Annotated in this window: 16 protein-coding genes and 2 pseudogenes; 6 read left to right on the forward strand and 12 right to left on the reverse strand. The window is 60.7% G+C overall.

Annotation, left to right across the window (positions count from 1 at the left end; all coding sequences use genetic code 11):
* Positions 1-22: 22 nt before the first annotated feature.
* The 6 genes and pseudogenes from ACN9MV_RS24330 to ACN9MV_RS24355 form a co-directional block, all read right to left on the reverse strand.
* Positions 23-415 carry a hypothetical protein gene (locus ACN9MV_RS24330; protein ID WP_257014607.1) on the reverse strand — a complete coding sequence of 131 codons (393 nt, stop codon included), beginning with the start codon at positions 413-415 and terminating at the stop codon, positions 23-25.
* A 25-nt stretch (positions 416-440) separates the two neighbouring features.
* A complete protein-coding gene (locus ACN9MV_RS24335; RefSeq protein ID WP_218840264.1) occupies positions 441-884 on the reverse strand; it encodes a hypothetical protein in 444 nt (147 codons plus the stop codon).
* Positions 885-891: 7 nt separating this feature from the next.
* Positions 892-1,058 (reverse strand): annotated as a pseudogene (locus tag ACN9MV_RS24340) (DUF938 domain-containing protein); the annotation flags it as partial.
* A 4-nt stretch (positions 1,059-1,062) separates the two neighbouring features.
* Positions 1,063-1,308 carry a hypothetical protein gene (locus ACN9MV_RS24345; protein ID WP_093058076.1) on the reverse strand — a complete coding sequence of 82 codons (246 nt, stop codon included), beginning with the start codon at positions 1,306-1,308 and terminating at the stop codon, positions 1,063-1,065.
* Positions 1,305-1,784, reverse strand: a complete 480-nt coding sequence (locus ACN9MV_RS24350; RefSeq protein WP_093058075.1) for a type VI secretion system amidase effector protein Tae4 — start codon at positions 1,782-1,784, stop codon at positions 1,305-1,307. Before ACN9MV_RS24350 ends, ACN9MV_RS24345 begins: the two co-directional genes overlap by 4 nt.
* Before the next feature lie 299 nt (positions 1,785-2,083).
* Positions 2,084-2,707 carry a DUF938 domain-containing protein gene (locus ACN9MV_RS24355; RefSeq protein ID WP_426389880.1) on the reverse strand — a complete coding sequence of 208 codons (624 nt, stop codon included), beginning with the start codon at positions 2,705-2,707 and terminating at the stop codon, positions 2,084-2,086.
* 301 nt (positions 2,708-3,008) lie between these two features.
* Here ACN9MV_RS24355 and ACN9MV_RS24360 point away from each other — a divergent pair, with 301 nt between their 5' ends.
* Positions 3,009-3,518, forward strand: coding sequence for a DUF1993 domain-containing protein (locus tag ACN9MV_RS24360; RefSeq protein WP_093058073.1), 510 nt, complete (start codon positions 3,009-3,011; stop codon positions 3,516-3,518).
* A gap of 54 nt (positions 3,519-3,572) precedes the next feature.
* Positions 3,573-3,746: pseudogene (locus ACN9MV_RS24365) on the forward strand (hypothetical protein); the annotation flags it as partial.
* A gap of 57 nt (positions 3,747-3,803) precedes the next feature.
* On the opposite strand, the gene ACN9MV_RS24370 reads toward ACN9MV_RS24365, so the two are convergent.
* Entirely contained in the window at positions 3,804-4,367 is a 564-nt protein-coding gene (locus tag ACN9MV_RS24370) for a hypothetical protein (RefSeq protein WP_093058072.1), read from the reverse strand.
* Between the two features lie 329 nt (positions 4,368-4,696).
* On the opposite strand from ACN9MV_RS24370, the gene ACN9MV_RS24375 reads away from it, so the two are divergent.
* On the forward strand, positions 4,697-5,857 hold the full coding sequence (locus ACN9MV_RS24375; RefSeq protein WP_354339586.1) for an IS30 family transposase: 1,161 nt from the start codon (positions 4,697-4,699) through the stop codon (positions 5,855-5,857).
* Between the two features lie 90 nt (positions 5,858-5,947).
* Here the strand turns inward: ACN9MV_RS24375 and ACN9MV_RS24380 are convergent, their stop codons facing one another.
* A complete protein-coding gene (locus ACN9MV_RS24380) occupies positions 5,948-6,271 on the reverse strand; it encodes a hypothetical protein (RefSeq protein WP_426389882.1) in 324 nt (107 codons plus the stop codon).
* Between the two features lie 204 nt (positions 6,272-6,475).
* Positions 6,476-6,988 carry a TetR/AcrR family transcriptional regulator gene (locus ACN9MV_RS24385; RefSeq protein WP_426389883.1) on the reverse strand — a complete coding sequence of 171 codons (513 nt, stop codon included), beginning with the start codon at positions 6,986-6,988 and terminating at the stop codon, positions 6,476-6,478.
* A gap of 222 nt (positions 6,989-7,210) precedes the next feature.
* Here ACN9MV_RS24385 and ACN9MV_RS24390 point away from each other — a divergent pair, with 222 nt between their 5' ends.
* From ACN9MV_RS24390 to ACN9MV_RS24400, 3 genes are read left to right on the forward strand one after another with little or no spacing between them, the layout of a single operon-like run.
* On the forward strand, positions 7,211-8,104 hold the full coding sequence (locus ACN9MV_RS24390; protein ID WP_093060022.1) for an NAD(P)/FAD-dependent oxidoreductase: 894 nt from the start codon (positions 7,211-7,213) through the stop codon (positions 8,102-8,104).
* A 58-nt stretch (positions 8,105-8,162) separates the two neighbouring features.
* Complete coding sequence (locus ACN9MV_RS24395) at positions 8,163-9,005, forward strand: alpha/beta fold hydrolase (protein WP_093060042.1); 843 nt, start codon at positions 8,163-8,165, stop codon at positions 9,003-9,005.
* A 31-nt stretch (positions 9,006-9,036) separates the two neighbouring features.
* Positions 9,037-9,900, forward strand: a complete 864-nt coding sequence (locus ACN9MV_RS24400) for a class I SAM-dependent methyltransferase (protein WP_426389884.1) — start codon at positions 9,037-9,039, stop codon at positions 9,898-9,900.
* Positions 9,901-10,077: 177 nt separating this feature from the next.
* Here the strand turns inward: ACN9MV_RS24400 and ACN9MV_RS24405 are convergent, their stop codons facing one another.
* The 3 genes from ACN9MV_RS24405 to ACN9MV_RS24415 form a co-directional block, all read right to left on the reverse strand.
* Complete coding sequence (locus ACN9MV_RS24405) at positions 10,078-10,611, reverse strand: SMI1/KNR4 family protein (protein WP_426389885.1); 534 nt, start codon at positions 10,609-10,611, stop codon at positions 10,078-10,080.
* Positions 10,612-10,717: 106 nt separating this feature from the next.
* Positions 10,718-11,320: a hypothetical protein gene (locus ACN9MV_RS24410; RefSeq protein ID WP_426389886.1), complete on the reverse strand. Its 603-nt coding sequence runs from the start codon at positions 11,318-11,320 to the stop codon at positions 10,718-10,720.
* A 461-nt stretch (positions 11,321-11,781) separates the two neighbouring features.
* Positions 11,782-12,072, reverse strand: coding sequence for a barstar family protein (locus ACN9MV_RS24415; RefSeq protein ID WP_413315725.1), 291 nt, complete (start codon positions 12,070-12,072; stop codon positions 11,782-11,784).
* Between the last annotated feature and the right edge of the window lie 21 nt (positions 12,073-12,093).

Here is a 12,093-nt window from a genome sequence, read left to right on the forward strand (position 1 = left end):
TGTTCGGCTTCAGTGCAGCATGTCAGAAGCCCGGTGCAGCACGCCATGACACGGTGTCCGGATACTGGCGATGCTCCTTGAAGCACAGGAATATCTCCACGACCGGATCTGCCACAAACCACTCATCGGACTTGAGCGTCAGCTCACCCGCACCAAACACAAGCAAGGTGCCATCCGGAAAAACCGGGCTTGGCTTATCGTGAAACGCCCTCTCTCGCTTCCCGGTTGTAGGGTCGAACCGCTCCACCATGCAGGTTGCCTGGCCACCCGCAACTTGAACGTAGCTTCCGTCTTCGCTCGTCAGCGAAGCGTATGAGTGCTTTCCTGCGCTCTGGAGTGCGAGCACTCTCCGCCGAATTTGCGCATCCGTGGGCGCTTTGAGTTCGGCAAAGTTCTGTCCTTCGAGGCGCATCATGTTCATATTGCTAGGAGTCTGACTTTCAACTGTTGAGTGCCCGAAGCACCTTGATTGCGATCGCTCCACGCCCCGCACCAATTCCGCGGTTGCGCGGGTTCGTGTTCTGAATCGCCGTCACGTCTTCCCAGATTTCCACCGATTCAACGACCCCATAAGTCGTGTCGGTGTCGATCTCGAAGTCCACGAACCTCTCGTCTTGCGTGAGCAGCAAGCCGCACAGCTTCGGCATTCCGGGGAAGTCGATATCCAGATCAACAACGATGGATTTTTCCCACTGAACACCTCGCTCAAGGCCAGTGACCTTGAGTGCTTCGGGGAGCGCGTTCTGCCGCCAGTGCATGGCTTCTCGACGGATCGCATCTTCGACCAAGGCGTTTTGTTCTTGTACGTTCAGTTTGCGATAGCGTGGTAGCGGCATGCAGCCAAGGGTCTGCAACGGCAAACCCACCTTTCGTTCGGATTGCACCGCGGCCTTAGAAGTCGAAGACCAGCAGCAAGTTGTTCGCGGGCATCGCATGCCGCTCGCGCCACGCGAGGCCTGATCGGCGTGCCTCTGTCGTCCCGCTCTCCAGACGGCGCATGCGGCCCAAGGCGCGACGTGCAGCATGTTGGCGCAGCAGATCGCGTCGAACTTCTTCTCTTCATCAGTCGGTTTTCGGGACTTTCTTGTTACGCCACCGCCGGTACAGCCAGTTGCCAATCAATCCGCCGGCAACAACACAAAGTGCCTGAACGAACACGGCAATCATGAAGGCATCGGAGAGATCGTACTCACTGCGTGCCACCTTCATTTCATACCAATGACCGATGCCGACCAAGATGACGTTCGAAAGGAATCCAAGCAGCAGTGCGCCGCCGGCGATGAAGAGAATTCGAAGAACTACGTTCATGGCACGTACCAGAACCAGATGGCTTCTGCCTTCCTCATATCGGTTGCCCATCCTTCGACCGACAAGTGCCAATGAATACGAAACCAGGAAGAGAACTTCGTCAAGCGGGAACCGTTCCATAGATCAATGTGGTCGCCCTGTCTGCCCTCTCCCCAGTAGTTCTGGATGAAGATGATCCCTGTGCGGCCGGCAATCTTTTCGAACCCTTCCTTGCCCAAGTACTTTTCAGTTCGATGCATCAACCCTGCTGCCGGGGAATCAAGCCAGTTTGCGAGCTCCTGTGCTCGTATCGGATACCTGGGCTTGTCCTTTTGCCATGAATAGACCCCTTTGAAGGACCTCATGTCCATAGCTGATCGAATAAAGGCTGCACCGACATCGATCGCGCATTGGTCTGTGTAGACCTTTTCATCCAACAAGGTATCGTCACCTTTGATTTTTGGATGATTGGCCCAAAGCGTTGCGAACGTAGGCATTAATTCTTCCTGGTGATTATTTGGATCTCGAAGCCTTGCAAGGCAAGGACTTCAGCTTGGCAGGCTAGCCTATCTCCAAGGAATGACGGTGAAGCTGAAACGGCCTAGAAATTACTCCCTCTTGCGGAAAAATTGCAAGTGGAACTTCGGGGGCATCGTCGCACAGAGCTCAACCCCTCTCCCTCTGTATCACCATGCTTTAGCCAAGAAATAAAGGCTCAATGCCATACGCGCGTGCTCCAGGCACAACCACTCGGCGGCGTTCCAGGCTGCACCTTGGAGACACCGGTACGCTGTATTCACTGGAGGCCGAAGACCAACAGCAAGTTGTTCGCGGGCATCGCATGCCGCTCGCGCAACGCGAGGCCTGATCGGTGCGCCTCTGCTGCCACGTCCTCCAGACGACGAATGCCCCATGCGGGATTTCGGGCGCGCAGGTCTTCGTCGAACGCCTGGTTGCTCGGCGCCGTTGGGACTTCATCTTCGAAGTAAGGCCCGTATGTGATGAGCAACCCGCCAGGAAGCAGATGCCGCGCGGCCCCTTGCATCAGGGCGGCGCATGTGGCCCAAGGTGCGATGTGCAGCATGTTGGCGCAGTAGATCGCGTCGAACTTCTCTTCTTGGGTGAACGCGGGGCCCTGCGATGGCCATTGAGGGGCCATCACATCGAGTGGGAGTGGTGGGCGGAGATTGGGTAGCTCGGCTTCTGCGACTCGGCTTGCGAGTGCGGGGAGCATGCGGGCATCCGCGTCGGTGGGTTGCCAGATCCATTGAGACATTGCTGCGGCGAACAAGGCGGCGTGCTGGCCTGTTCCAGATGCGATCTCCAGCACGGTGCCATGCTCGCCGAGGATGCGAGTCAATGCATCGAGGATGGGCTGCTTGTTGCGGTCGGCTGCAGGGCTGTAGAGAAGGTCTGACATTCGAGTAGTACCTGGATGAGAAAGCTTGAAAACACTGGGGTAAGGATATCGAATGCTTGCCGGTCGGTCGACGATGTCTGCATTGCAGCGATCGCGGTCTGTCGTGCGTCTGCAATTGACGTCCGCTTCTTGCCAGTGAACTGCCCTTCAACGCGGCTGCTCCGACTACCAGCGGGAAGAAAAGCTAGCCACAAAAGCCGGGGCGATTCAGTTCGCCCTGTGCTGTTAGCCTTACATGGTCGGCAGGGCCCCTGCCACGCCAACTCCGGCCATCGTGCCCAATTTTTGAAGTGAACTCACCATGACTAGCCCGCTGTACAACGCCTCCGTTCCCGTCATGCAGCAGATGCTGCGCGCCCTGTCCGACGTGCTCAAGAAGGCCGAAGACCAGGCGACGCAAAGAAATATCGATCCAAATGCGCTGCTGCAGGCGCGGCTGTTCCCTGACATGTTTCCGCTGGTACGTCAGGTACAGATCGCCGCAGACTTCTCCAAGGGCATTGCCTCCCGCCTGGCTGGTGCCGAGGTGCCGTCCTGGCCCGACACCGAGGTCAGCTTCGCCGACCTGCAAGCGTTGATCGCCAAAGCTTTGGCCCATATCGGCTCCTTCAAGCCTGAGCAATTTGATTCCAGCGAAAGCCGCGAGATCGTATTGCGCCCCGGCACCCCCAAGGAAAAGAAGCTGACCGCAAGCGCATATCTTTTGCACTATGGACTGCCGCAGTTTTTCTTCCACGTGACCACCACCTATGCCATCTTGCGTCACAACGGTATGGAGATCGGCAAGCGCGACTACATGGGTGCCTACTGACCCAAGACAGACAGGCGTTCGGCCACTCTGGCCACTGCCGCTCGAAGTGCAAACGTGCACGGCAACCCCAATGTGTTGACGCGCGACATCGGCACCTCATCACTGGCGCAGGGTTGCGTGGGGCAATTCACCACGGTGCAGGTCGAGCGCTACGATGTCGTGCTGCCACCGATTCGCGCCTTTGAGCCACCAATGACGGTCCTCCGAGGGGCCTTCATCACCCGATGAAGGCCCCTTGAAGGCGCCGCCCTAGAGCCTGGGCCTGCCGGCACTCGAACGCGGTGTTCAACGGCCAGCGTACGGCAGCGACGAGTGATGCACGACGATGCGCAGCTTGCCGGCACCGTCCTTCACGAAAGTCCAGGTCTTGTCGACCGTGGTGACCTTGCCGTCCGGGTCAGTGAACAGCACGTTACCCAGCGTGCTGGCCACGTCGCCGTGGATGAGTACGGCAGTGTTGGCAATCTCGCATTTAGTCCAGCCCTTCAGGGCGAAGCCGGTGTCGTTGGGAAAGGCAGGGTTGCCGCCCACGAAGTACGCCAGCGCGCCGTCGCGAGCGGTGCGGAAGGTCTGCGGCGATGTCGTGAGCGTCGGCTTGAACAGCACTGCGCCCAGTTGGTAGGCGTAAGCGCTGTCGATGACCTTCTCGGCCAGCGCCCTGGCGGCCGGCTGCCCTCCGCTGGAATTCGCAGCGCTGATGTCGACCAGCGCCTTGCACCAGGCCTGCTGGGCCCCCAGGACTTCCGCTTCCGTGATGCTCCGGTCGACGACTTTCTCCTTGGCGGCGGCCGTCAAGATTGCCCCTGCGATCAGGAGGCTGGCGATGGCGCTGGGAATGAATTTTTTCATTTGGGTCTCCAATTGAAGTAGTTGGATACCGGAGCGGCCGGGTGGGTCGAGCCGAGACCCAAAGTGCATCAATACGACATGCACAAGGCATGATGCGCCGGCTGATTTGCTCTGAGTAAAAGATGCAAATGAAATGAATGGTTGTGCATTCGCGAGATAGCCAGGCGTGCAGGCCGGTCTCGCAACAGTCTGAAGCGGGCGCACACGAAGGACGGCTATGCAGCGATTGCCGACATCCCCCAGCCTAGCGCGAATGGGTACTATCGGCGGCGGATTCAACCGGTCGATGCAACACACTAACCACCGCATAGGCGGAAGGAGTGTTGCAGATGAAGCGGCGACCAAGAATCTACTATTCAGGCAGTCAGAAGGCACTGATGTGGGAGCGCTGGAAGCAAGGCTGGACGTTGCATGAGATCGGCAAACTCTTCGATCGGCCTCACACGTCGATCCATCGAATACTTGCGGAAACGGGCGGATTCCGGCCGCCTCAGCGATCGCGCGCATCGACTGCATTGACGTTGGCCGAGCGCGAGGAGATCTCGCGGGCGATGGTGGCAGGCGAGTCGATTCGATCCACTGCAGCGCGACTGGGGCGAGCACCATCGACGATCAGTCGAGAGATCAAGCGCAACGGTGGTAGCGATGGCTACCGTGCCAGCCTGGCCGATGAAGCGACTTGGGATCGAGCGCGACGTCCCAAGCGTTGCAAGCTGAGTGAGAACCGCACATTGGCTCGCATCGTGATGGACAAGCTGCGCGTGCTCTGGTCGCCGGAACAGATCGCAGGTTGGCTCCGGCATACTTATCCGTGCGACGAGAGCCACCACGTGTCACACGAGACCATCTACCGCAGTCTGTTCATTCAAGCGCGTGGCGCCTTGAAGAAAGAGTTGTTGGAGCACCTGCGGCGCACCCGTGGAATGCGCCGGTCACGCCACTACACGCAGAAGACGGCAATTCACGGGAAGATCGTCGATGCTGTTTCGATCAGTGAGCGGCCCGCCTGCGTTGAAGACCGAGCAGTGCCTGGTCACTGGGAGGGCGACCTGGTCTTTGGCAGTGGCAACAGCCAGATCGCGACATTGGTTGAACGTCAAACGCGATACGTGATGTTGGTGAAGCTGGATGGCAAGGACTCGCAGACGGTCGTCAATGCACTCATCAAGAACGCCCGCAAACTGCCGCAGGAGCTCTACAAGTCACTGACTTGGGATCGAGGCACGGAGATGCACGCGCACAAGAAATTCACGATGGCCACCGACATCCGGGTCTACTTCTGCGATCCGCAAAGCCCATGGCAACGCGGAAGCAACGAGAACACCAATGGCTTGCTTAGGCAGTACATGCCCAAGGGCGTGAGCCTCGCAGGCTTCTCACAGCGCCAGCTCAACGCGATCGCGAGACAATTGAACGAGAGGCCGCGCAAGACGCTCGGTTTCCAGACACCCGCTGAGATGTTCAGCGAATGTGTTGCATCGACCGGTTGAATCCGCCGCCCACACGAGACATTCCGTGTACTCGGAAGCAGTCATTCAGGCGGCGGCATCGTTGCGCGATGCTGACCTCTTGGCGTCAAGCTACTCCCGCCGAATCGACCGCACCAGCAGTTCTGCAGGCCACAGTGAAAAGTGCCCGCACCCGCCAAATTTTGGGTCAGGCCCACGCAGAACACCAGTGACGATGACCCTCTTTCCGTCCCAGCGTGTCAGCAATTCAGCGTCCAGCACGGGCGTCTCCTCGTCCACCTCAAGCCATAGCTTTGAGCGTTCGGTCCGCTCGGCCCAGACTGCGTGTTCAAGAGATTGATTCTCGAATCTCCATGCCAGGAGCCCTACGACTTCTGTCAGCCTGCCATCGAAGGTCGTGAAGCGTTCAAGAATTTCGTTAACGGTGTGAGTCATCTGAACGTCTGTTTCTGACCGACTGTAGCCGCACGGGCCATCGGCGCAAAGGGCCCGTTGCTGTCCTTCGACGGCTTGGGAAGCGGACCTTAGAACTCACCATCTTGGGCTCTTGAGCGGCGGCGGAATGCGGTTCAAGGTTCCGGCCTAAAAGCTTCGATTCACTTGCCGCCGCGTAATCGCGACCTTGCCACATTGTGGAGCCTACGCGCCGTAGGCCGCCATGAAGACCCGTACGGCCTCGCGAAGAAGAGCCCTGTTTTCCCGGGTATCCGGCATATCGAGCTTCAGCATTCCGCGGATGTGCCCGGAGCCCAGGAACATCGACAGGAACAGGTCCGCTGCCTGCAGCGGGTTCCGCACCTTCAGCGTGCCCGCCAAGTGGGCACGGCGCAGGTATGCAGCCAGCTCGCCGTTCGCACGCTCAGGGCCGTCCTTGTAGAACGCTCGGCAGGCTTCCGGCTGCGTCCCCGCGACGCCGTAGGCAGAGCGCAACGCGCCCAGTGCGTCCCCGCGCGCCAGTGCGAGAAACCGGGCGCCGATCGCCAGCAGCACCTTCTCCGGCTGACCCGGGTCCAGCGTCCCGGCGCCCGGGAAGTCAGCCACCACCGCTGCCGTCCTGTCGCGCACGACCGCCTGGAACAGCCCCTCCTTGGAGCCGAAGTTGCTGTACACGGTCATCTTGGAAACACCTGCGTCCGCGGCGATGGCATCCACGCTCGCACGCTCCAGGCCATGCTCGTTGAAGTGCCTTTGCGCCGCTTCCAGGATGCGCCGGCTGCGCTCGGGATCGCGTGGTCGTCCGCGTTGGGGCTTGGGAGCAGGAACTGGGGGGAGAGTCATGAGCGGATTTAGTGGACTTGACAGTTTACTATATCGGACATAAATTACTGTACTTGATAGTCCAATAATCAATCGACCCACACGGAGCCCATCACCATGAATGACGTCATCATCATCGGCGGCAGCTTTGCCGGCCTCGCCGCCGCCCTGCAACTCGGCCGTGCCCGCCGCAAGGTCACCGTTCTCGATACCGGCCGGCCGCGCAACCGCTTTGCCGGCCACTCGCATGGCCTGCTCGGCCACGATCACAAGCCACCTCTGGACATCCTGGCCGAGGCGCGGCAGCAGCTGGCGCGCTATCCAACGATCAGGCTGGTCAATGCCCGGGCCGAGAGCGTGTCTGGCGCCATCGACGATTTCTGCGTCGTCACTGACGATCAAGAAAGCCTCGGGGCGCGCCGCGTGATCCTGAGCTACGGCGTTGCCGACCAGATGCCTGAGGTTCCAGGCTTTGCCGAAAGCTGGGGCACGTCCATCGTGCCCTGCCCCTATTGCGACGGCTTTGAAGTCGCCGGCCGGCATTGGGGCCTCGTCTGGTCCGGCCCGCAATCGCACAGTCAGGCCAAGCTGTTCCGCGATTGGACCGACAAGTTGACTGTCTTCGCCGATGGTCACGACATCCCGCCCGATATCCAGGCCGATCTGGCGCGCCGCAACATACCTGTCATCGATGGCCGGATCGTCGAGATCGCCCATCACAAGGGCCATATCTCCACAGTCAATCTCGATACCGGCCGCAACGTCGCGGTCGACGTCCTGTTCGCCCATCCGCGCAACAAGCCGTCCGCAAGCCTGCATGAATCACTGGGCCTCGCCACGGTGGATACGCCCACCGGCATCGTTCTCAAGGTCGACGAGCGCCGCCAAACCAGCATGCCCGGCATCTACGCCGCCGGCGACCTGACCACGCCCTTCTTGCCCTCGGTCACCCAAGCATCGTCGCAGGGCGCGATGGCGGGAATCTTCGCCCAGCAATCGATGGTGGCTTGAGGGCATAGATCCGCACGCGGCGCCTGAGGAAACGCACTTTTAGAGAAGCCTGATGCACATGGACTTCGAACACGTCACCTTCGACCTGCCACACGGCACTTTTCACGCGCTGCAGGGTGGTGATCCCGATGCTCAGCCGACGCTTGTCTTGCACGGTTTCCCGGACCATCCGCCGACGGCGAAGCCCTTCCTTGCCGAGCTCGGTCGCCGTGGGCGTCACGTCGTCGCCCCCTGGCTTCGCGGTTACGCCCCGTCCCCGACCTCGGGACCGTTCGACATGGCTTCCCTCACCGGCGACGTGCTCGCGCTGATCGACCGCTGGTCTCCCGGGCGAGCCGTAGAGTTGATTGGTCACGACTGGGGCGGCGCGATCACATACGATGTCTGCGTCACCGCGCCGGAGCGGATCAAACGCGCAGTCACGCTGGCCTTCCCGCACCCACTGACATTTCTGAGCCAGCCGCGCCTCACTCAGCTACGCCGCAGCTGGTATATGGGGCTCTTCCAACTGCCGGGAAGCGGCTGGATCGCCAGCGCCCGAAATCTCGCCCTCATCGACCACTTATGGCGTCAGTGGTCGCCGGGCCTCTCGCTCGATCCAGCTGTCCAGGCGGAGCTACACGAGACCCTGCAGGCAAGCATGCCCGCGCCCTTGCGCTACTACAGGGGGCTGCTGCGGCCCGGCATGCTTGGGACGATGCGCCGCCTATCTCAGCCGATCACAACGCCCCTGCTGCAGCTCCACGGTTCCGACGACGGCTGCATCTTTCCGCAACAGGTCGACGACAGACATCGGTTCGCCAGCCCACACTCGCTGGAAGTCGTCCCTGACGTCGGCCACTTCCTGCACATCGAGGCCCCCGAGGCGATCGCGGAACGGATCGAGGCATGGGCCGAGTAGCGGATCACTCGTCCCAAGACAAGGAAACTGCATGACAGAGCAAAACGCTAATCAGATCGCTGACTGGAACGGCCAAAGCGGGGAGCGCTGGGTCGCCAACCAGGCTCGACTCGACGCCATGTTGGCGGTGTTTGGAAAGGCCGCGATCGAAGCAGCCGCGCCCGTGATGGGCGAGCGCGTGCTGGACGTCGGCTGCGGCGCGGGCGCGTCGAGTCTTGCTCTGGCCGCGCTCGTTGGCGCGGAGGGCCGAGTGTTGGGCGTGGACATATCCGCGCCGCTGATTGGACGAGCGCGCGCGCTTGCGCCACAAGATTCGACGGCCCTATTCCTAGTAGCCGACGCCAGCAGCGCCAAGCTGCCCGAGGGCGAGTTCGACATCCTGTTCTCGCGTTTCGGGGTTATGTTCTTCGACGATCCGGCAGGAGCGTTCGCCCACATGCGCCGGGCGCTCAAGCCGGGCGGGCGGGTCTCTTTTGTTTGCTGGCGGGGCGTGGCCGAGAACGATTGGATGCGCCTACCAATGGGCGCGATCAAGGGCATCGTCCCGTCGACCGCACAGCCCGACTCTGAAGCACCCGGCTCATTTTCTTTCGGCGATAAGGGGCGGGTGGCGCGCATCTTGACGGCGGCCGGCTTCACCGATATTTCCATCGCGCCCTTGGATGCCTCCATCCCGTTCGGCGAAGGCGGGACGCGGGACGCGGCGATTGAGGACGCGGTGGAGATGGCGTTCGAAGTTGGCCCCCTGTCGCGCGTGCTCGCTGATCAGTCCAACGACATCCGTGCCCGCGCTTCGGCCGCAGTTCGTGCCGCCTTTTCGGGCCAGCCCGGTGAGTGGTCGGTGATGATCGGCGGCGCGGCGTGGATCGTCATGGCGCGCAATCCGGCAAGCTGACAGGGATCAATAGGGAGACGCCCCGCTCGATGGAGTGGGGCGTCTTTGGCCGGTCCGATTGATGTCCCTTCTGGTTTGGTTGTTGACCGCCAAACTGGACAGTGCGCACGCGCTCACAAAGACACCGTTGTGAGGCAGCGACGAGTGACCGCTGCTGGCCGTCTGCCGAAGTTTTCCTCACGCAGGGTGCGGCTCAAATGAGCCAGTTCCCGAAGCGAAATGCGGAGGTAAGGCCGAGGTCTTGAGTTGGCCGGTCAATCCTCGCGCGAGAAACTGCGACATGCTCATCTTGAAGTGCTCGGGCGAATCACTACGTGGCACCGTGACGACTTCCCACAAACCGCTCGCGCCGACGGTGCTCCAGCAGAACACATCTCCTTCATTCGAAACAGCCCATGGCAGGAGGCCGCCTGGTTCAAAGAAGAGCGGGAACGGGAAGTCCTCGGGATAGCTGGTCCGGAGTTCGCGTAGTGCCGAGAGCTGGACGAACACTTGATCCAGTAGGTTCACATGTGGGTTCGCGCTGAAAGGGTTGAGAACGGTCAGGAATCCGTTAATGGTCCCTGAGCCATAGTGGTCAACGAACTGCATGTAGTCGGTGGGCAATGGCCCGCCAAGCTTGGACGTCACGGTGCCCCATTCGGGCGCGGTGCCTTGCTCCCTGGGCTGGGCGGGGCGCGGGAGCAGACCGAAGAGTTCGTCAATGACCATGGGAGTGCGGCCGATGCTGATTTTTTGACTGGATTCTGGCCGAGGGCCTGAACGTCCGGTGTTGGCCGCGAGGAAGCATCTTGGTAATTGTCCTCATGCCGCGAGCTCAGCAGTGCTGAACGAACGTTGTGAACGCGTCCTTCGCCGGGTCATGGAAAACATACACCGCCGCCTCATCATGAAAGTAGTCGGCGACAGGAAACTGCCCCAAGAAGACCAAAGGGCCAGCATCTCCGATGGGCCACGCTGGAGACTGCAACCAGCGCGGGGGCTGCTTGGCGTACTTAAACAGCTCCAAGATTCTCTGACGCAGCCATACCTTTCTCTGTTTGGGAGGTAGGCATGGCGCGGCATCGAGTAACGAGGCAAGGAACTTGACGTCCGCGTCGAGCCAGCGCGGCTGGGCATCGAGCAGCAGCGCATATTCCGCCGTTGCGGCCCCGGCCAGCGCTGTCTTCACTCCGTGCTTCTGGAGCAACGAAACCAATACGTCCTGTGCGTTGAGCACGTGGCCTGGGTCGCTGAGGTCGAGTCCAATCAGGTAGTGGAATAGCGTCGTTCCCGTTTGGCAAAATCGAGGAGCGCTCTCTGCCGAGAGCAACGTTTCAATGTCTGGATCGTTGTAGAGCTGTTGCTCGAACTTAGGCACCGGAGTTTTGCCAGAGGCGAAGTCGCTCAGTCTTTGCAGGGTTTCAGTTGACGGAGGCATTCTCGAAGGCTTCTAGATTGGAATGCGCCACGAACGACCGGTCTCGCGGGACTGGTGGTAATTGGCTGAATGACTGCATGTGGCCGACTGTAGCCGGTCGCGCTCCCGTCGTGAACGAACCCTGAGCAGAAGTCGCCGCTACTCAAAAACGGATGCACCGCCGGGCTATTTGATCGGCTGTATCGCGTGAGTTGCTATGCAGGGACTATGGTCTCACCGTGGCACTCCGGGCACTCCTCGAACGCCGCACTCCGGCGCCCACTCACTTCTCGCTCCACGCAAATGGAGCCTCGGCCGCCGCAGTCGGGGCAGATCTGAAAGCCAAACTGTGGAGTCTGGTTGCCGCTGCGAACAGCCGCGATGAAGAGCCGGCGGCGAATGGCCTCTTTCGTATCAGGCAGGCTCAATGGGTGCTCCTAACGTGAACAACGCAATAGTCCGGCTGTGACCGCATCCCGCCCCTAGTCATAGGCAACCACGGCGGCATGGGTTGGCAGTTCGGCTCGCATCCTGGCAAGGCACTCACGGAGCTGCTTGGCATCACGCGGATGGCGGTCTGCGAAGTCGGCCCAGCCGGCAAATCGCAGCCGGTGCGGCATTTCCACCAACCCTGCGATTGCGTCCCAGAAGGCGTCCCAGTTCCGGCCGTACCACCCTGGAAAGTCGAGCGCGGTCATTAGCCGATTCTGAAGTTCGAGCGAGCTTCTCACGTCGCTCAGCTCTACCGTCACCTCGTCTTTACGCGCCACCATGCCGTTCCAATCTCCTCATTT

Origin of the sequence: Variovorax sp. R-27 (assembly GCF_049913215.1) — a bacterium.
In the GTDB taxonomy this organism is placed as follows: Bacteria; Pseudomonadota; Gammaproteobacteria; order Burkholderiales; family Burkholderiaceae_C; genus Variovorax.